The 18,816-nt window shown below is 36.4% G+C and carries 18 protein-coding genes; 9 read left to right on the top strand and 9 right to left on the bottom strand.

Annotation, left to right across the window (positions count from 1 at the left end; genetic code table 11):
* Positions 1–177 precede the first annotated feature (177 nt).
* Entirely contained in the window at positions 178–1,107 is a 930-nt protein-coding gene (locus OW492_RS02070; RefSeq protein ID WP_290038090.1) for a TAXI family TRAP transporter solute-binding subunit, read from the bottom strand.
* Positions 1,108–1,315: 208 nt separating this feature from the next.
* Positions 1,316–2,203 carry a LysR family transcriptional regulator gene (locus OW492_RS02065; protein WP_290038089.1) on the bottom strand — a complete coding sequence of 296 codons (888 nt, stop codon included), beginning with the start codon at positions 2,201–2,203 and terminating at the stop codon, positions 1,316–1,318.
* 124 nt (positions 2,204–2,327) lie between these two features.
* Here OW492_RS02065 and OW492_RS02060 point away from each other — a divergent pair, with 124 nt between their 5' ends.
* The 3 genes from OW492_RS02060 to OW492_RS02050 all read left to right on the top strand — a co-directional run bounded on the left by OW492_RS02060 (position 2,328) and on the right by OW492_RS02050 (position 4,989).
* A complete protein-coding gene (locus tag OW492_RS02060; protein ID WP_290038328.1) occupies positions 2,328–3,317 on the top strand; it encodes a zinc-dependent alcohol dehydrogenase family protein in 990 nt (329 codons plus the stop codon).
* Positions 3,318–3,384: 67 nt separating this feature from the next.
* The gene (locus OW492_RS02055; protein ID WP_290038088.1) at positions 3,385–4,179 is read left to right on the top strand and encodes an SDR family NAD(P)-dependent oxidoreductase; all 795 of its coding nucleotides are present in this window, start codon (positions 3,385–3,387) and stop codon (positions 4,177–4,179) included.
* 186 nt (positions 4,180–4,365) lie between these two features.
* Positions 4,366–4,989: a sulfotransferase family protein gene (locus tag OW492_RS02050; protein WP_290038087.1), complete on the top strand. Its 624-nt coding sequence runs from the start codon at positions 4,366–4,368 to the stop codon at positions 4,987–4,989.
* Positions 4,990–5,043: 54 nt separating this feature from the next.
* Here OW492_RS02050 and OW492_RS02045 read toward each other — a convergent pair whose 3' ends face one another.
* Positions 5,044–5,802, bottom strand: coding sequence for a methyltransferase (locus OW492_RS02045; protein ID WP_290038086.1), 759 nt, complete (start codon positions 5,800–5,802; stop codon positions 5,044–5,046).
* A 171-nt stretch (positions 5,803–5,973) separates the two neighbouring features.
* Between OW492_RS02045 and OW492_RS02040 the strand changes: the two genes are divergently transcribed.
* Together OW492_RS02040 and OW492_RS02035 are read left to right on the top strand one after the other, a co-directional pair.
* Entirely contained in the window at positions 5,974–7,077 is a 1,104-nt protein-coding gene (locus OW492_RS02040; protein WP_290038085.1) for a phosphoribosylaminoimidazolesuccinocarboxamide synthase, read from the top strand.
* 86 nt (positions 7,078–7,163) lie between these two features.
* Positions 7,164–7,337 carry a DUF2897 family protein gene (locus tag OW492_RS02035; RefSeq protein WP_290038084.1) on the top strand — a complete coding sequence of 58 codons (174 nt, stop codon included), beginning with the start codon at positions 7,164–7,166 and terminating at the stop codon, positions 7,335–7,337.
* Between the two features lie 41 nt (positions 7,338–7,378).
* Here OW492_RS02035 and bamC read toward each other — a convergent pair whose 3' ends face one another.
* Together bamC and dapA are read right to left on the bottom strand one after the other, a co-directional pair.
* Positions 7,379–8,497 carry an outer membrane protein assembly factor BamC gene (bamC, locus tag OW492_RS02030; protein WP_290038083.1) on the bottom strand — a complete coding sequence of 373 codons (1,119 nt, stop codon included), beginning with the start codon at positions 8,495–8,497 and terminating at the stop codon, positions 7,379–7,381.
* On the bottom strand, positions 8,494–9,375 hold the full coding sequence (gene dapA, locus OW492_RS02025) for a 4-hydroxy-tetrahydrodipicolinate synthase (RefSeq protein WP_290038082.1): 882 nt from the start codon (positions 9,373–9,375) through the stop codon (positions 8,494–8,496). Before dapA ends, bamC begins: the two co-directional genes overlap by 4 nt.
* Positions 9,376–9,702: 327 nt before the next feature.
* On the opposite strand from dapA, the gene OW492_RS02020 reads away from it, so the two are divergent.
* A complete protein-coding gene (locus tag OW492_RS02020; protein WP_290038081.1) occupies positions 9,703–10,554 on the top strand; it encodes a tetratricopeptide repeat protein in 852 nt (283 codons plus the stop codon).
* A gap of 213 nt (positions 10,555–10,767) precedes the next feature.
* Positions 10,768–11,631: a DMT family transporter gene (locus tag OW492_RS02015; protein WP_290038080.1), complete on the top strand. Its 864-nt coding sequence runs from the start codon at positions 10,768–10,770 to the stop codon at positions 11,629–11,631.
* A gap of 21 nt (positions 11,632–11,652) precedes the next feature.
* On the opposite strand, the gene bioD is transcribed toward OW492_RS02015, so the two are convergent.
* The 4 genes from bioD to bioB are packed head-to-tail and all read right to left on the bottom strand — an operon-like array spanning position 11,653 to position 15,399.
* Positions 11,653–12,357 carry a dethiobiotin synthase gene (bioD, locus tag OW492_RS02010; RefSeq protein WP_290038079.1) on the bottom strand — a complete coding sequence of 235 codons (705 nt, stop codon included), beginning with the start codon at positions 12,355–12,357 and terminating at the stop codon, positions 11,653–11,655.
* A 30-nt stretch (positions 12,358–12,387) separates the two neighbouring features.
* Entirely contained in the window at positions 12,388–13,185 is a 798-nt protein-coding gene (gene bioC / locus OW492_RS02005; protein WP_290038078.1) for a malonyl-ACP O-methyltransferase BioC, read from the bottom strand.
* A complete protein-coding gene (locus OW492_RS02000) occupies positions 13,169–14,341 on the bottom strand; it encodes an 8-amino-7-oxononanoate synthase (RefSeq protein WP_290038077.1) in 1,173 nt (390 codons plus the stop codon). Before OW492_RS02000 ends, bioC begins: the two co-directional genes overlap by 17 nt.
* Positions 14,342–14,343: 2 nt before the next feature.
* On the bottom strand, positions 14,344–15,399 hold the full coding sequence (bioB, locus tag OW492_RS01995; protein WP_290038076.1) for a biotin synthase BioB: 1,056 nt from the start codon (positions 15,397–15,399) through the stop codon (positions 14,344–14,346).
* Positions 15,400–15,497: 98 nt separating this feature from the next.
* On the opposite strand from bioB, the gene bioA reads away from it, so the two are divergent.
* Complete coding sequence (bioA, locus tag OW492_RS01990) at positions 15,498–16,796, top strand: adenosylmethionine--8-amino-7-oxononanoate transaminase (protein ID WP_290038075.1); 1,299 nt, start codon at positions 15,498–15,500, stop codon at positions 16,794–16,796.
* A 240-nt stretch (positions 16,797–17,036) separates the two neighbouring features.
* Positions 17,037–18,437: an asparagine--tRNA ligase gene (gene asnS, locus OW492_RS01985; RefSeq protein WP_290038074.1), complete on the top strand. Its 1,401-nt coding sequence runs from the start codon at positions 17,037–17,039 to the stop codon at positions 18,435–18,437.
* Positions 18,438–18,816 lie beyond the last annotated feature (379 nt).

The raw sequence follows: 18,816 nt of genomic DNA, 5'->3' as shown, positions 1-18,816 counted from the left end.
ATTTACAGTTCAATATATCTGATAAACATTGCATTTTTTATTAAACAGAAAGTAATCAGGTTGTTAATAATTGGGGTTTTGGTTATTTTATGAAGGTCGTAAAACCAAAAAAACTGCAACTAATCACTAGCTGCAGTATTTATTTTTACTCTATGGCATCAGTTAATGCCATCGATTTTATTGCATTTTTTCTTTCAAATATTTCATTGAGCCAGGGTGTAGATCGACACCTTCTAACTTATTCATATTTTCTATAGTGGTAAACTTAGTCACACTAATTACCTGGTTTATTTCATCCATGTGCTCAAAAGCAACCTTGGTCATTTGATACGCTAAGTCTGTATCCATGTTTTTATTAACCACTAGAATATTCCAAACGGCTGGAGCGCTAAATGCATTTACACCTTTATAACTTTCCGCCGGAACATCTATTGCTTGATAAGACGCATTGTTCTCAGAAACAGCTTTTAACTCATCTGCTGTAAAAGATAAAATACGAATTTTATTGGTAAAAGCAAGTTCAGTGATAGCACCAACACCAACGCTTCCCACAATGGCCCCAGCATCAATTTGACCTGCTGCAATCGCATTTGTGGTTGCCGTATAATTCAAAGATTGAGCTTCAATATCACTATCATTAATGCCTAACGCCGCTAATATATTAGTTGAACTCACACGTGTACCTGAACCTGGTGCACCTAGCGATACTTTTTTACCTTTTAAATCTTTAATTGATTTAATATCTGAATCTGCAGGTACAATAAATTGCACTACATTTGGATACAGTGCGAACAACGGTGCAACATCCATTTTACGCGGGAAAGGTTTCACACCTTCACTCGCTTGTAAAACAACATTACCCATTGCAATACCTGCAAGTTGCTTTTTGGCAGCGACTTTAATCGTATTTTCTACAGAAGCAGCTGTTACTTCAGCACGCATATCGAAGTCATCAATGTTTTCACTCCAAATTTTAGCTAAAATCCCACCTAATGGATAATAAGTCCCACTCTGACTACCTGTCCCTATTGTGTAGTTTTCAGCAAGTGCATTAAAAGAGAATAAACACGCTAACCCTAGGATTCCATTTTTTAAAGTTTTATTCATTGTGATAACCTCATTTTTATACATTTTCTTGTTATGAATTTGTTAAGTATGTGTAACCGAAGAACATTAACATTTAACTTAAATCTAGCAATGCTTGACTTCACAAAGTCAACTTTAAAAATGTTTTTATACTACAACTTTCAGATTTAAGTATAAAAATTACACAAAATAACTTATAAATATTAATGAGTTAGTTAAAAAATTACATTTACCAGTTACTATTTTTTTGAAAATGTTCTTTACAGTAATCAATAAATACCCTGACTTTAGGCGCAACTTGGCGAGAACTTGGGTAAATTGCCCAAATAGAAGTATCGCTGGTTAACGGGTAATCACGCAAAATTTCTACCAGTGTGCCATCACTTAATTGTTGATGGGCAATCCACTTTGAACAAACAGTAATTCCTAAACCATTGATACAAGCATCTCTTATAGCTTCGCCATTATCAGCACTTAGGTTGCCTTTTACTTTTATGTTAAATTCTTTACCCTTATCATCGAAAACCCAATGATCGAGTCCGGTTAAGGTTAAACATTGATGTTGTTTTAATTGCTCAGGATGTGTTGGTACACCATGTTTTTGTAAATAATCAGGAGAAGCACAAATAATGCGTTGATCGTTAGTTAATTTTCGAGCAATTAAACTAGAGTCTTTTAGTTTTGAGTTTCTAATCGCAATGTCAAACCCACCTTCAACGAGGTCAACAATAGAATCTGATAATTTCAAATCAATGATTAACTGAGGGTGAGCTTTTAGGAAGGCCGTTAATGCTGGAATCAAATGTATTTTACCAAATGACGCGGGCGCAGATACTCGTAATCGACCTTGCAATATATTTGCTTCATTACCTAAAGAAGCTTGCGCGGATAATACGCTAGCAATGACATCTTCAGCATAAGGTAAAAAAGCTTTACCTTCTTCAGTTAATGAAACTTTACGTGTGGTTCGATGAATCAATCTAACTTTTAACGATGCTTCTAGCTTATTAATATGATTGCTCGCTACTGCAGCAGATAATCCCAAGGCCTCACCAGCTGCACTAATGTTATTTGTGTTAGCAATGCGTACAAAGAGTTTTAAATGTTCAATATTCAACTTAGACCAACCTATTATCAAATAAAAATATAAAGTGATTCATTATATTGCCATATTATCAACTATGTCATTAGATAATATACTTCTTTCACTTACCAAGTATCTACCAATAAAGGGTGAAATGATGAAAGCAATGATATTGAATAGTTATGGCGAGCAAGCTGTGTTTGAACAAGCAGAGATTGCAAAACCAACAGTAAAAGCAGGACATGTTGTTCTGAAAGTATCTGCAAGTAGTGTAAATACTGTCGATACTATGATTAAAACTATGGGGGAAACATTAGCTGGATTATCTCCTGCCTTGCCTGCTTTATTGGGTATGGATTTTGCCGGTACTATTACTGAAATAGGTGAAGATGTAGAAAATTATAAAGTAGGCGACGAAGTTTATGGTTGTGCTGGTGGTTTAGCAAACTTACCGGGTGCGTTAGCAGAGTACATGCTTGCAGATGCAAATTTAATTGCGCTTAAACCTAAAAATTTATCAATGCGTGAAGCTGCCGCATTACCTCTAGTAGCAATTACGGCTTACGAAGGTTTACAACGTGCGCATATTTCTGCTGGAAAAAAAGTTCTAGTGCATGGTGGTTCAGGTGGCGTTGGTCATGTTGCAGTTCAACTCGCTAAGTACTTTGGAAGTGATGTCTATTCTACAGGTGGTGGCGACAAGCAAATTGCACTTATAGAAAAACTAGGCGCAACAGGTATCGATTATAAATCAGAAAAAGTAGCTGATTATGTTGAAAAGCATACTGATGCTAAAGGGTTTGATATTATTTTTGACTCTGTTGGTGGTGATAACTTATCAAACTCATTTGAAGCAGCGGCAATAAACGGACAAATCGCAACAACGACCTCTATGTTATCGCTTGATTTATTACCAGCACATATGAAAGGTTTGTCACTGCATGTAGTGTTTATGCTGATCCCAATGCTGCACAATACGAAACGTGAAGAGCACGGCATTATCTTAGCTAATTTAACTAATATAGTTGAAGCTGGTGGTTTAACACCGGTCTTGGATGAAAACCATTATTCTTTTGAGCAAGTAGGAGACGCATATGCTCGCCTTACTAGTGGTCAAGGTATGGGTAAAGTCGTTGTAGAAATCTAATTGTTAACTTTCGCAACATGCTAACTCATCATATATGCGTTAGCATTTTAATTTAAGGAGTATGGTCATGTGTAAAACAATTTTAATGACAGGCACAACAGATGGTATTGGTTTCGAAACAGCGAAAAAACTAATCAACTTAGGCCATCATTTAATCATTCATGGACGTAACAGTGAAAAGTTAGCATCAAGCAAACAACAGTTATTAGCATTATCTGATACAGCATCGGTTGATAGCTTTTTAGCTGATCTATCAGATCTTGATGATGTAAAAAAACTCGCTAAAGATATTTTAGAAAAATACGATAGTATTGATGTTTTAATTAATAACGCAGGCGTGTTTAAAACTAGTGAAACTAAAAATGCCCAAGGCTTAGATGTCCGATTCATGGTTAATACCATCGCCCCTTTCTATTTAAGTGAAGCACTTTCATCAATATTAGGTACTAATGGGCGGATTGTGAACTTATCTTCAGCAGCACAATCACCAGTAAATATTGATGCTTTATTAGGTAAGGTTGATTTAGACCATATGCAAGCTTATTCTCAAAGTAAATTAGCGATTCGTTTATGGAGTGCTACTTTCAGTAAAACCGAAGGTAACCCAGTATGTATTTCGGTTAACCCGGGCTCATTACTAGCAAGTAAAATGGTAAGGGAAGGTTTTGGTATTGCCGGTAGCGATTTAAATATTGGTGCAGATATTATTACTAAAATCGCTCTATCTCCTAAAATGCTTACACATAATGGCCAGTACTTTGATAATGACCAAGGTCATTTCTCAGAGGGTATTATGTCTGATTCATATGACGAGATGGCAAACCTGCTCATTGAATCTATGCATTCAATTCTTAATGCGTAAACCTAAGCTAATTAGTTTGTAATATTAATAGATTATCTACTTATATGGGTCATGTACTCACTATAAGTAGAGTCCTTTTTTATATTCTCTTTTTTGATATCGAACTATTAAACAATGCAACTGTTATACTTTGAGGATAAGTCGATACAGTAAGCGATAGTTCATCTATTAAGAACGGGTAAAACATTGAGTAAAATATTTATTATTGGGTTACCTCGAACGGGTACAACGAGTATTAGTGTCGCGTTCTTGAGTTTGGGGTATAAAGTGGCTCATACCGCTTTCACAAAACAAGCCTTTAATTTAGCGGAAGTGGTTACTGATTGCCCGTGTTTTTCTGACTACCAAGAGTTAGATAAACTATTTCCTGATGCACGTTTTATATATTTGACAAGAAACTTAAACGTTTGGTTACCCTCTATGCAACGTCTGTTGACTAGAATGCTTCCCGAGCTTGGTTTAAAAAATGGCAATTTTAGCCCGGTCTTAAAACGCTCCTTTGAGGAAACCTTCGAATTAACTCATTCACAATTGCTCACTGAAACGCATCTTACAAATTGTTATCAGCGTCACCAACAAGCTGTGTTAGCGTATTTTTCTGACCGTTCTGATTTTCTATCAATTGATATTAGCCAACAGTCAAGTTACCGATTGTTATGTGATTTTTTAAGCATTAAAGTATCTGATAAAAATGCCTTTCCACATGTCAATCAAGGCCAACAAGTCGCACATTGGAAAGCAGTTAAGCATGTTAATAAAATAAGCAGCTTTAGTGCTGGACCAGAGCACCGACAGTTTTTTAATTATTGAGCAATGTTACTATACCTCTTGATATAATTTAGGCAATTTGTGGCACTTTCTACCTTACATTTTTAAATAAAATGCCTTAGTTAATTCAACAAAATCAGTACTGTAGTTACCACCTTCATGAATAATTAAGCTGTTTTTTGTAACGTTAATCAAAAGGTTAGATTTATGTTTAGTGAGCTCTATTAATAAACGAGTGACTGGTTTATTTTGCTTGGTATGAACCATGGTTAGCCTAGACAAACTTAAAAACGTTTCAAATTTTTCGTTTACCTCACCTAATAAATCTATCATGGCTAATCCCTCCTTCGCCGGTAAAATAAAACTGGCTGTTCCACCTAATTTTAAGACTTGATGACAATCATTTAGTAAATTGTAATGGGATAAACTGGAAGTATGTCGTGCTAATGCGCGTTGTGTATTAAACGAATGTTCGCCACTATTAAAATAAGGAGGATTACAAATAATCGATGAAATCTCGGAGTTGATGCTAGGTTGAGTATTGAGGTGACCTTCAACAAATGATCGTAAAGATTGATGCTTGATCGTTATACGTTCATTCCAAGGTGTTTGATTAACGTTTTCAATGGCTGCTTTAATTGCATTTTGCTCAATATCAAGACCTATTATAGATGCATAAGCGTTACGTTGAGCACACATAATACTTAATAAGCCAGCTCCACAACCAATATCTAAAATACTGTCTGATTGTAAAATATTAGCCCACGCACCAAGTAATATTCCATCTGTACTCACAGGCATTCCACATTGTTCTGTATTAATATGGAATTGTTTACAAGTAAAACCTTTACTCATTCAGCCACACCCTTGTTCATTTTGATCGACATAGAAATAATATAGAAAAGCGTTATTATACTGATATAACGGCTTTTTGGCATGAATACTCACAGTGAATCTGTTATTATTCGCGCCTTATCATTTCTTGCAGAAATTTCTGCTCACTTTGACTTTTTATAGGATATATTTATGAGTCTTGCCGATAAAGTATTAGCTGTAAACAACGACTTACCAATTCGTACAGATCAGCCAGTCCACAGTGGTAAAGTGCGTTCAGTTTATTGGTTAACCGCCGAAGATAGCAAACGTTTAATTGAAGAAAAAGGTTACGATGTTGCTGCGGATGCACCGTTAGCAATCATGGTTATCAGTGACCGTATTTCAGCGTTTGATTGCATTTGGCACGGTGAAGGAGGCATGAATGGTGTTCCTGGTAAAGGGGCAGCATTAAATGCAATCTCAAATCATTGGTTCAAACTGTTTAAAGAACAAGGCTTAGCAGATAGCCATATTTTAGATATACCACATCCATTTATTTGGATTGTACAAAAAGCTCGCCCTGTGATGATTGAAGCTATTGCTCGTCAATACATTACCGGCTCTATGTGGCGTGCATATGCAAATGGTGATCGTGAGTTCTGTGGGATTACTATTCCTAATAATTTACAAAATAACGCAAAATTGCCTGAGTTATTAATCACCCCTTCTTCTAAAGGTATTCTAAAAGGGATCCCAGGTGTTCAAGAAGCTGATGACGTTAACGTAACTCGTAAAAATATCGAAGACAACTTTGCTGCTTTTAACTTTACGGCCAAAGAACACATTTCAGATTATGAGAAATTATTAAAAGAAGGTTTTGATTTAATCAGCGCCGAATTAGCAAAGTTGGATCAAATCTTTGTTGATACAAAATTTGAATTTGGTTATGTCACAGATAAAGCTGGTAATGAAAAACTTATCTATATGGATGAAGTGGGTACCCCTGATTCATCACGTATATGGGATGGTGCAGCTTATCGTGAAGGTAAGATCATTGAAAATTCGAAAGAAGATTTTCGTCAATTACTATTAAAACACTTCCCAGATCCTGATATTCTATTAAATAAAGATCGTATGCCTGAACGTGCAGCATTAGCTAAAGATAATGCATTACCGGAAGAAGTACTGATGCAAATATCTAATACATACACAGGTATAGCTGAAAAAATTATTGGTAAGCCAATTGTATTATCAGATAATCCAAAACAAGAGATCATCGATATTTTACGCAAACAATACAATTTAATAGATTAGTATTAGATAAACGCAAGTTATCGAGATAACATCAGCAGGACTTGGGTCCTGCTTTTTTGTACCCTCTAAAAATAAATGGTGACGTTATGTCTATCGGATGGGTTATATTTATCATTGTTATAGTACTAGGTATTATACTTAGCAATATTTTATTACTGAAACAAAGTGCAAAAATGAAAGTACCAGACCATGTATTAAAGGCAATTAAAGAAAGAGAAGCAGCCGAAGCAGAAAATGAAGATAAAAAAAAGCCTAAGTAACAATGACTCAGGCTTAGTAATAAATAACGGTAGTCGATAAATTAAAGCGGTTTTGTTTGACTATCTTTATCTAAAATAACACTACGTACATTATCAGTGATACTGAGGTACAACTCCGTAACTTGCTGATTAGTTAATGGTTTCTTATCTTCATCTAACCAAGTAATCGAAGTATCTCCCCCCACTAATTCACCAAGTTGAATAAAGTACTCTCCGCCCTCTAATGTAATCGGGTTAAGTTTATTTTCTTGCCAGTACTCTGTATCCTGCTCTACAAAACGTGCAAGGAAATAGCCAAGATTTTTATCACTATCAACTAGTTTGAAACTCATTAGGTTTAATAATGAAGGTAATTTAGCCCATGTTTCAAGAAACTCCGCATCAACAATCCAAGCTGTTTGATGATTGTCATCAAAGCCTAATTTTATCGGCAATGGACTATTATCAGTTGCTTGTATTGCTTCTAATTGTTGTTTTATATTAGCAAATTGTAACATTTCATTGATAAAACGAATTTCAACATTACGTTTAGCACGAGCTTGCAAGGTGTTTTGCACTTGATAATCATCGTTTTTTTCTTGATAACTTTGTACATCAACCGTTAAAGATACACTGTGGTTATCAGGGGCAGTAGCAATTTTTAATTGATACTGCCCTTCTTCAAGTACCGTGCTTTTACTTAAGCTACCATATGTACGTTCACTTTTTACTAAACCTGAGTCAATAATAATAGGTGATTCTGATTGTATAGTAGGCGTTGCATTTTTATAAGCCAAGAACTGCAGGACTAAGTCTTCAACTTTTTTACTGTGGTCAGTATCTGCTTTAAAAGTATTAAACCAAACTTTAGTCTGCGATTTACCTGAATCTAAAATAACACCTTCTAATACTGGCATTAATTGAGCAGGTGGACGAACGTCTACATCCTCCCCCATCAAACCAAGTGTTTGTTGGTCTTCAGTTAGCGGTTTTATATCGAAGACACTTCTTTGTTCAATTTGCGGTATGTCGCCATGATCAAATTTATCTTTTAATTCGACATTTTGATAATCAAACTCACCACTCGCCTGTGTTCTTTTTTCGAAACGCGTACAACCTGTGACAACTGTCGCTAAAATAACAACACTGGCGATTTGGGTTAATGCTTTTTGTCTATTCATGAAAGTAGTTTTGCTTCAATTAATGCATTACGAACAACTGGATGGAATTGTTCTGATAATGTGGTCAATGGTAAGCGTAATGTAGGAGTTGGAATTAAACCCAGTTCCGCACAAGCCCATTTAACTGGGATTGGATTCGCTTCATGATATAAATTAGTATGGATTGGCATTAATTGTTTGTTAATTGCCAATGCTTGTTGATTTTCACCAGCAAGTGCATGGTCACACATTTGAGCCATTTCTACAGGGGCAATATTAGTCGACACAGAAATAACACCATGACCACCTTGTAGCATAAATTCACAACCTGTTGCGTCGTCACCGCTGTAAAGTAAGAAGTCTTCAGGAACAATTGCTTTAATATCAGCTAAACGTTGCAGATCACCTGTCGCTTCTTTAATACCAATGATGTTTGGTAATTTTGCGAGGCGTGCAACCGTTTCTGGCAACATGTCAACTGCAGTTCGACCTGGTACGTTATACAAAATTTGTGGTAATTCACAAGATTCTGCAATCGCTTTATAGTGTTGGTATAAACCTTCTTGCGTTGGTTTATTGTAATAAGGAGTCACATTTAATCCAGCAACAATACCACTGTTAATGAAAAGTTTACTTAATGCAATCGCTTCTGATGTTGAATTAGCACCATTACCTGCAATAACAGGAATACGCCCAGCAGCATAAGCAATCGTTCGCTCAACTACTTTAACATGGTCATCAACACTGAACGTTGCTGATTCTCCTGACGTACCTACTGCTACAATGGCTGCCGTCTTTGATTTTATATGAAACTCTACGAGTTCTTTCAATGCAATATAATCAATTTCGCCAGTCTGATCCATTGGTGTCACGAGTGCTACAATACTACCTGTTAACATGTAAATGCTCCTTTTATTGAGCGTGTAATGTTACTTTTGCAAGCCTTTAAAAACAAGAAGAAAAACCAACAGATTCACGCTCAATTCAAATATTCATGAGTTTCTTACAATACAAACGTTAATTGCTGATTTATTAACCTTTAATTGCAGCAAGTTGTTATAGAGACAAAACAGTGTGCTGTAATTTGATGATTTATAAAATATTACTTGTATTCTTACTCACTATTTCTTTATTGACCTTGAGTATTGAATAGAGACACCTTAAAGCTTGATGAGTTTCAATCTTCACGTATTATTATGACAACTTTTAAAATCAATGAGGTAAATATGCAAGCAGATATCTTCGACATCACTGCTCAAGACTTTCAAACTGTGGTAGCAGAAGGTTCAAAAAACAAACCTGTGCTTGTCGTATTTTGGTCTAGCCAATGTAATATTTGTAACACACTATTACCAGCACTTATCCAGCTACAACATGACTATGGCAATGGATTTACACTTGCTAGAGTTAACTGTGATACTGAACATCAAATCACTCAACATTTTGAGATTAAAAGTGTCCCTACAGCCTACATGTTTGTTAATGGGCAAGGTGTAGATGGATTTGCAGGCGAACAAACGCCAGAGTTTCTAAATGAATTGATTAAAAAGCATTTACCAGATCCTGCATTATCACTTTTAACTGATGCCCAAACGTTATTCGCAAAAGGTGAATTAGTTGAAGCAAAAGAGACATTACTCCAAGCACAGACGTTAAATGAACAAGACAGTCAAATAAAATTGGCTTTAGCGCAGGTTTATTTGGCTCTTGGTGAGTTTGAAAATGCTAAACCAATTCTAACAATTATTCCAGAAGCCGATCAAAGTATGCTTTATCATAGTTTGATATCAGAGTTAGCAGCCACTGAACAATCATCTCAGACGCCTGAAATAACAGCATTAGAGAAGGCATTAGACACTGCGCAAGTCCTACCAAGTGTACAATACCAATTAGCATTACAGTATCAGCTAGTAAAGCGTTACAAGGAAGCTCTCAATCTTCTATATACTGTGCTTTCAACAGATCTGGGTTACGACAATGGTGAAGCCAAAAAAATTATGTTGGATATATTAGAAACCACCGATGATAAAGCATTGGTGTCTGAATACCGACGTAAACTCTACAGCCTACTTTATTAATTAATCTACTCGCTAATTCTCCTTTCTTAAAAGCCCCTTTAGAAAGAAAAGTGCGTGACAAGCTAAATACACAGCAGTCACGCATTCAAATCAACTCCTTTGCTCACCTCAACGCTAAGTTAAAAATAGATAAGTCATACAAATAACACTAGTTGAATAAGTCTAATTGAGTATAATGCATCACCATTTTATTCACCCATTGATGTATCACCTATGCAACAAAAGTCAGTCACACAAGCTATTTTATTACTGATATTAGCTAATTTATTAGCCTCTTTATCTGATGTGTCCCTAAAAGTGCTTAATGGTGAAGTGCCTACTTTTCAGTATGTTTTTATACGTCAGGTGATTAGTTTATTGTTCATTACACCGCTATGGTTGAGATTACCCCCCAAAAAATATAAAGATGGCTGTGATCAAATTACCTTTTGGCGGGCACAATTTATTGTTGGTGGTAGCGCCTGTGCGATGGTGGCTATTACACACCTCACTTTAGCAACAGCAAACGCAATGTTTTATGTTGCTCCTTTAATGATGCTGCCAATGTCAATTTTAATCCTTAAAGAAACACCCCCTTTAAGTAAATATATCGCAACAGGTATTGGCTTTATCGGAGTATTGATTGTACTGAGACCAGAGCAATTTCATTGGGCTGCAATTATTGCATTAGGCAGTGCACTAACTTTAGCATTTTGTAATGTATTTATTCGCCGAATACCCACTGGTCAGCATTTGATTTCAACATTATTCTGGACAACTGCAATGACATTGCCTTTGGCCTTAATATTATCGTTATTTAATTGGCAAACAATATCAATCGTCAATCTATTATGGATTGTAGCGATTAACGTTTTTGTTTTGGGTTATCATGCGTTAGTTGTGATTGCCTATAAAAAAGCGGATGTGAGTCATATTGCTTTAGCAGAATATTCCGGTTTAGCCTTTGTCACTTTGTTTGGTATTATTTGGTTTGATGAAATACCTGACTTATTAACCGGACTTGGCATTTTATTAATTGTAATCCCTATGATGCCTTTACCTTGGAAAAAATGGCTATTAAAGATAAAACAGTCATAAAATGCGTCGGATAAATATTTTTTAGATAAAGGTCACATCAACAAACTCAGCTAAATCCATGGATTCAATATCATTCATGTATTTAATTTCAGCTAAGAGAGGTGCATTAACCATGGTTTTTAATGTCTCTATATTGTCTACAACATAGGGCATCTCAGGTTGTAAATGATTAGCAATCCAACCAGCAATAACTAATCCACTTTGTTCAATCGCTTTAGCAGTTAACAATGCATGATTTAAACAGCCTAATTTAAGCCCGACTACTAATATCACAGGTAACTGCTTTTGTATTACCCAATCTGATAATAGTCGCTGATTATTAATCGGTAAATGCCAGCCACCCGCCCCTTCTACAAAAACCAAATCACTGTTCATGGATTGTAAATGTTGTAATCCATTATCAATAATATCGATATCTATAAAAGATTCATTTTCTATAGCTGCTATATGCGGCGCAATTGGTTGCTTGAAAGCAATAGGATTGACATCTTGATAAGCTAAGTTGACAGAGCTATTTGCTTGTAAAATCAAGGCATCTTGGTTACGCAAACCTGAATCTGTTAATTCACAGCCCGCTGAAATGGGTTTATAGCCAATAGTCGTTTTATTTTGTTTATTAGCAGCTTGCAATAATGCGCGAGTACATACAGTTTTTCCAACATCCGTATCAGTCCCGGTTACAAAATAGGTCGATCGGTTAAGTAATACTTTGTTGACTAGTTTCATTATGAACAATCCCCGTTTAACTTAATTAATTTACTGCGCAACGACGTAACAGATTTGATAGCTGAGACAATACATCCCATTATTATCAACAAATGCTTGATAGCCTTGATCTAATTTGTTCAGTAGTTGCTTACCAGACAAGCTAGTATGTTTACTACCGTGAACATGATTTGCACCGATTCCTTTTAATGCTTTCATCACTGACAATAAGTCTGGATAACGTTTAACCCGTGTTTCTGTGGTTAGGTTAATATGATTAAAACCCGCCTGTTTAACAGCATCCAACACATTTTGTTGGCATAGAAACTGATTAATGTGTTTATTATTATCAACCTCTGACCAAGCTTCTTCTAATTCAAATAATGAACCGCTTAACAAGGTTGAAAAGCCTAACTTGCCCTGTCCATTTAACGTACCTTTTATCTGTTTTAAACAGTGCGCTAAATCCTGACTCCATTGCAACACTAAACTAGAGAAAACCAAATCAAACTGTGGTTCGGTAAAAGGCAAATGATCAATATCTCCCTGTCGTAACTGATAAGTATTTGCTTCTTGGTTCAGTCTTAGTTTATCGCTGACTTGCGCTAACATCGCTGGCGATAGATCAAAACAAGTTAAACGTGAGACTTTGTCTAAATTGATTAACAAATTTGAGAAATAACCCGTGCCACAACCTAAATCAAGGACATGACTATTGCTAACATTCAAATTCATTAACGACATCAATTGATGGCCTACTTCCCGTTGTAAGTCGGCGAATATATCATATTGATAAGCCGCTTTAGAAAATGAGGCTTTTACAGCTTCTTTATCAATGATGATTTGCATCAATGGCCTGCTTTAATTTCGTCACTAAAAAAAGAATATCTGATTTATGGTGGTTAACTGTTAATGTCACGCGTAACCGAGCAGCATGTCTAGGTACGGTGGGTGGACGAATTGCAGTGGTCCAAATTCCCTGTTTCTTCAACCATAGACTGGTATGCAGAGCTTGTTCACTACTCCCTATTAATATTGGTTGAATCGCCGTGTTAGAAGGCATTAACGGGATATCATATTGGTAAGATAAGTCTTTAAAATAAGCAATCAATTCAGATAAATGGTCACGACGCCACTGTTGATATTCAGCGAGTTTTGCTGCTTCACCAATGCAATACACCATGGCAGGTGGTAAACCCGTGCTATACACATAAGGTTTAGAAAAATTGTTAACATATTCAATTAGCTCAGTTGAGCCAGCGACTAACGCTCCGCCGACACCCAAGGCTTTACCAAAAGTAGCCATGTAAATGTCGATATCTGGCTGATGTTGATTTGCATGCGCTACACTACCTTGGCCATTTTTTCCGAGAACCCCAATACCATGAGCATCATCTATCATTAACCAAGCATTATTTTGTTTAGCTAAGGAGTTTAACGCAGCGATTGGCGCGGTATCTCCATCCATGCTAAACACCCCTTCAGATATAATTAACTTATTATCAGTTTGAATATTTTGACTTAAGACATGAGATAAATGCGTCATATCATTATGTTTAAAACGTTGCATTTTAGCTTGGTTATAAATACCTGCTTCCATTAAAGAGGCATGATTTAATTTATCCTGTATCAGTAAATCATCCTTTGTTAATAGCAACTTAATCATCGCCTGATTAGCTGAATAGCCTGAGTTAAATAAGGAGATGGCATCCACATTTAACCAACTTTTTAGCTGTTCAATTACATCATGATGAACTTGATTGTAGCCAGTGACAAGATAAGAGCCACCACTGCCGATACCAAAAAGATCAGCGCCCTTCTTCCACGCATTTATTAATGCAGGCTCAGAGGCTAGTCCTAAATAATCATTACTGGAAAAGTTAACGAATGACTTACCATTAACCTCGATATAGCGGCCTTGCTTACCAGTAACAGGCACTGCTTTTCGATATAGGTGTTGTGCTTTTTGTTGCGTGAGTTGATCTGATATAAATGAAAAACTCATTTTTATAGCTTACTCGTTGCATCATAGAAAAGTTCACCTTGTTCAGCATGACGAATAATCGCGGCATCTACGCTTTTCTCTGTTTCGAATGGAGATAGATTAATCTCTTCTTTATTGATACCTAATTTATTAAACAAACGCATATCAGAATTTTCATCAGGGTTCGCAGTGGTTAATAATTTACAACCATAAAAGATAGAGTTAGCTCCTGCCATAAAGCATAATGCTTGTGTTTGCTCAGACATATCTTCACGACCAGCAGATAAGCGTACATGTGATTTGGGCATAAGAATACGTGCAATAGCGATGGTTTTAATAAATTCAAAATCATCTAAGTCATCGACGTTATCTAATGGTGTCCCCTTTACTTTTACCAGTTTATTGATTGGCACACTTTCAGGTTGAACAGCCATGTTCGCTAATTGCACTAATAACCCCGATCGATCTTTTCCTTGCTCTCCCAAGCCCACGATACCACCACTGCACACTTTCATTCCAGAGTTACGCACATTATCCAATGTATCTAAACGTTCTTGGTATGTTCTCGTGGTAATTATCTCACCATAATACTCTGGTGAAGTATCTAGGTTATGATTGTAATAATCCAAACCTGCATTAGATAACTGCTCAGCTTGATTATTATCTAAGGTGCCTAGTGTCATGCAGGACTCTAAACCCAATGATTTCACTTCTTTAATCATTTCAACTAAATAAGGCATGTCACGTTGTTTTGGGTTTTTCCAAGCAGCTCCCATACAAAAACGCGTTGAACCTGTTGCTTTGGCTTCTTTAGCTGCCTTAATGACCTTTTCGACTTCCATTAAGGTTTCTTTCTCTAAACCAGTATCATAGCGTGCACTTTGTGGACAATATTTACAGTCCTCAGGGCATGCACCGGTTTTTATCGATAACAATGTACTCACCTGCACCTGATTATTAGGAAAATTATTTCTGTGAACTGTTTGTGCTTTAAACATTAAATCCATGAATGGTAAGGCAAATAGATCGTTAACTTCTTGAACAGTCCAATCATGACGGATTTGATTTTGAGATTGCATATTGTGTCGACCTGAATTGAAAAATATTTGGATAGTTTAATATTGAAAGTTACACTGTCAACTTAAAAGCACAGTTTAACTTTACAATTGGTGAATAAATGAACAATAAAGTATTTAGCAGTACATCCATTGACCTTAATTTTGATAAAGATCACATTTGGCATCCTTATACTTCAATGACAGATCCGATACCTTGCTATCCTGTTCAAAGTGCTAATGGCTGTTTAATTACTTTAGAGTCAGGTAATCAATTAATTGATGGCATGTCTTCGTGGTGGGCATGTTTGTTCGGTTATAATGTTCAAGAGTTAAACCAAGCTGCCACGCAGCAATTAGATAAAATGTCACACATAATGTTTGGTGGCCTAACACACCAACCTGCAACTAACTTAGCTAAAACACTCGTTGAAATAACGCCAAAAGGGTTAGATAAAGTTTTTTTTAGTGACTCAGGAAGTGTTGCCGTCGAAGTGGCAATGAAGATGGCTTTACAATACTGGCAATCATTAGGGAAATATAAAACCAAATTTATTGCACTCAAAAAAGGTTACCATGGAGATACTTTTGCAGCCATGAGTGTTACTGACCCTGATGGCTCAATGCACGAGTTATATCAAGACTTTGTTGCTAAAAACTATTTCACTAAACAACCCTCTATCTCTTTTGATCAAGTATGGGATGAGGAAGAAATGCACGAACTTCGTACATTGTTAGCTGAAAATCATCAGCATGTTGCCGCATTAATACTAGAACCAATTGTACAAGGTGCAGGGGGTATGCATTTTTATCACCCTAACTATCTAAAAGCAGCGCGTGCATTGTGTGATCAATATGATGTCTTATTGATTGCAGATGAAATCGCAACGGGTTTTGGGCGTACCGGTAAACTATTTGCTTGTGAACACGCACAAATTAGTCCAGATATTCTCTGTTTAGGTAAGGCAATAACCGGTGGTTATATGAGTTTTGCAGCCACTTTAACAACAGATACAGTCGCTCATACTATTAGCCGAGGTAAAGCTGGCGTATTCATGCATGGACCTACTTTTATGGGAAATCCATTAGCTTGTGCGGTAGCTAACGCCAACCTAGCTTTATTAATGAGCTGCGACTGGTCAAATTTAGTTGAAACTATTTCTAAGCATTTATCACAACAACTGACTCGTTGTGAACAATTACCTTCCGTCAAAAATGTAAGAGTATTAGGCGCTATTGGCGTAGTGGAAATGCATCAAGCCGTGGAGATGGTTACCATCCAAAAGCAGTTTGTCGATGCCGGAGTCTGGATACGCCCTTTCGGAAAACTTATCTATATTATGCCCCCCTATGTAATCACAGCAGCACAATTAAATAAGTTATGCGAGGCTATTTATAACATTTGTGAGCAAATAAAATAATAGGCAGCAAGCAACTGCCAATCATTTATTAAGTAAATCATTTGGCAGAAAAAAGACATCAACAATGACTATCGATAAAAAAATAGCCTGTCCGTATATTTATGTACTTATTTCACTATTAATAGTGCTATTAATATAAGGTCAGAGGCTTGTATCTGAATCTATCCAAGGTAAGATATGCAGCTATCAATATTTTTAGTATAAAACAGTTAACCCTGTGATTATGGAGCACAATTTAAGATGTCAAAAACACCCATTGTTGATATTTTCAACAGCAAATTTGCACTAGGCAGCCAAGTAACAGTAAAAGGCTGGATCCGTACACGTCGTGATTCAAAAGCTGGCATCTCATTTTTAAATATCTACGACGGTTCATGTTTTGATCCGATCCAAGCAGTTGTGCCTGCTGAATTAGAAAATTATACAGCAGACGTGCTAAATCTATCTGCAGGTTGTAGTGTTGCTGTAACAGGTGAACTAGTAGAAAGCCCAGGAAAAGGTCAACAGTTCGAGCTTCAAGCAACTAAAGTTGAAGTGTACGGCTTTGTACAAGATCCAGAGACTTACCCAATGTCTGCAAAACGACATAGTATTGAGTACATGCGTGAACATGCTCACTTGCGTCCGCGTACTAACATGTTTGGTGCAGTCACTCGTGTTCGTAACTGTTTATCACATGCAATTCATAATTTCTTTTATGAGCGTGGATTTAATTGGATCAGTACACCTATCATCACGGGGAGTGACTGTGAAGGTGCGGGAGAAATGTTCCAAGTTAGTACGTTAGATTTAGAAAACCTACCTCGTGATGATCAAGGTAAAATTGATTACAAAAAAGATTTCTTCGGTAAAGAGACTTTCTTGACAGTATCAGGTCAGTTGAACGCTGAAACTTATGCGTGTGCACTAAGTAACGTTTACACATTCGGCCCAACTTTCCGTGCTGAAAACTCAAACACGACGCGTCACTTAGCAGAGTTCTGGATGGTTGAACCTGAAATCGCTTTTGCTGATTTAGCAGATGCAGCACAACTTGCAGAAGATATGTTGAAATATGTATTTAACGCAGTGCTAACAGAACGTGCAGATGATATGGCTTTCTTTGCTGAACGTGTTGATAAAGAAGCAATCACTCGTTTACAAAACATGGTGAGTTCTGAATTCGTACGTATGGATTACACTGACGCAATCGACATTCTACAAAAATGTGACAAGACATTTGAATACCCAGTTGAATGGGGTGTAGATTTACAATCTGAGCATGAACGTTACCTTGCTGAAGAACATGTTGGTGCACCAATCATTCTTCAAAACTACCCGAAAGATATTAAAGCCTTCTACATGAAACTAAATGAAGATGGTAAAACAGTAGCGGCAATGGATGTACTTGCACCAGGCATTGGTGAAATCATTGGCGGTAGTCAACGTGAAGAAGATCTAGCTGCGTTAGACAAACGCCTTGATGAAATGGGTCTAGATAAAGAAGATTACAGTTGGTACCGCGACTTACGTAAATATGGAACTGTTCCGCATGCTGGTTTCGGTTTAGGGTTTGAGCGTTTAGTTTCTTATGTTACTGGTGTACAAAACATTCGAGACGTTATTGCTTTCCCACGTGCTCCTGGCACAGCTGAATTCTAATCAAGCTTAAAATTGTGATACACAAAACCAGCCTATTGGCTGGTTTTTTTATGCCTACAGTAACAGCTATAATAGCATTCACAGGAATTAACTAATCTATTTTAGTTGTTAAAATAACTTATTTATTGATCGTGATTTTAGCGAAAAGAATAACTATTAAATATTAGATTAACGATGTAAATCTTTGAAAGTCACAAGTGATGCCTTAAACTAAGTCATTTTTCTTCATAAAATTCCGATCACTTATTTAATATCATTGGTATAAATATATACAATTTAAACAATAGGCAAAAAAAAGCACAGCGTAATTGCTGTGCTTTTAAGAAATGACTTATACCAATCATACTATTTAACTAAAATTACGCTTTAAATTAAGTCA

The organism is Psychromonas sp. 14N.309.X.WAT.B.A12, from assembly GCF_030397575.1.
GTDB lineage: Bacteria > Pseudomonadota > Gammaproteobacteria > Enterobacterales > Psychromonadaceae > Psychromonas.
Note: the sequence above shows the minus strand (reverse complement) of the source record. Positions and strands in the feature narration are given on the sequence as shown.

What these genes read in the sequence shown, in the direction of transcription:
- OW492_RS02070 (WP_290038090.1), bottom strand. Translation starts at nt 1,107, where the DNA reads ATGAATAAAACTTTAAAAAATGGAATCCTAGGGTTAGCGTGTTTATTC.
- OW492_RS02060 (WP_290038328.1), top strand. Translation starts at nt 2,328, where the DNA reads ATGAAAGCAATGATATTGAATAGTTATGGCGAGCAAGCTGTGTTTGAA.
- OW492_RS02055 (WP_290038088.1), top strand. Translation starts at nt 3,385, where the DNA reads ATGTGTAAAACAATTTTAATGACAGGCACAACAGATGGTATTGGTTTC.
- OW492_RS02045 (WP_290038086.1), bottom strand. Translation starts at nt 5,802, where the DNA reads ATGAGTAAAGGTTTTACTTGTAAACAATTCCATATTAATACAGAACAA.
- OW492_RS02040 (WP_290038085.1), top strand. Translation starts at nt 5,974, where the DNA reads ATGAGTCTTGCCGATAAAGTATTAGCTGTAAACAACGACTTACCAATT.
- OW492_RS02035 (WP_290038084.1), top strand. Translation starts at nt 7,164, where the DNA reads ATGTCTATCGGATGGGTTATATTTATCATTGTTATAGTACTAGGTATT.
- bamC (WP_290038083.1), bottom strand. Translation starts at nt 8,497, where the DNA reads ATGAATAGACAAAAAGCATTAACCCAAATCGCCAGTGTTGTTATTTTA.
- dapA (WP_290038082.1), bottom strand. Translation starts at nt 9,375, where the DNA reads ATGTTAACAGGTAGTATTGTAGCACTCGTGACACCAATGGATCAGACT.
- OW492_RS02020 (WP_290038081.1), top strand. Translation starts at nt 9,703, where the DNA reads ATGCAAGCAGATATCTTCGACATCACTGCTCAAGACTTTCAAACTGTG.
- OW492_RS02015 (WP_290038080.1), top strand. Translation starts at nt 10,768, where the DNA reads ATGCAACAAAAGTCAGTCACACAAGCTATTTTATTACTGATATTAGCT.
- bioD (WP_290038079.1), bottom strand. Translation starts at nt 12,357, where the DNA reads ATGAAACTAGTCAACAAAGTATTACTTAACCGATCGACCTATTTTGTA.
- bioC (WP_290038078.1), bottom strand. Translation starts at nt 13,185, where the DNA reads ATGCAAATCATCATTGATAAAGAAGCTGTAAAAGCCTCATTTTCTAAA.
- OW492_RS02000 (WP_290038077.1), bottom strand. Translation starts at nt 14,341, where the DNA reads ATGAGTTTTTCATTTATATCAGATCAACTCACGCAACAAAAAGCACAA.
- bioB (WP_290038076.1), bottom strand. Translation starts at nt 15,399, where the DNA reads ATGCAATCTCAAAATCAAATCCGTCATGATTGGACTGTTCAAGAAGTT.
- bioA (WP_290038075.1), top strand. Translation starts at nt 15,498, where the DNA reads ATGAACAATAAAGTATTTAGCAGTACATCCATTGACCTTAATTTTGAT.
- asnS (WP_290038074.1), top strand. Translation starts at nt 17,037, where the DNA reads ATGTCAAAAACACCCATTGTTGATATTTTCAACAGCAAATTTGCACTA.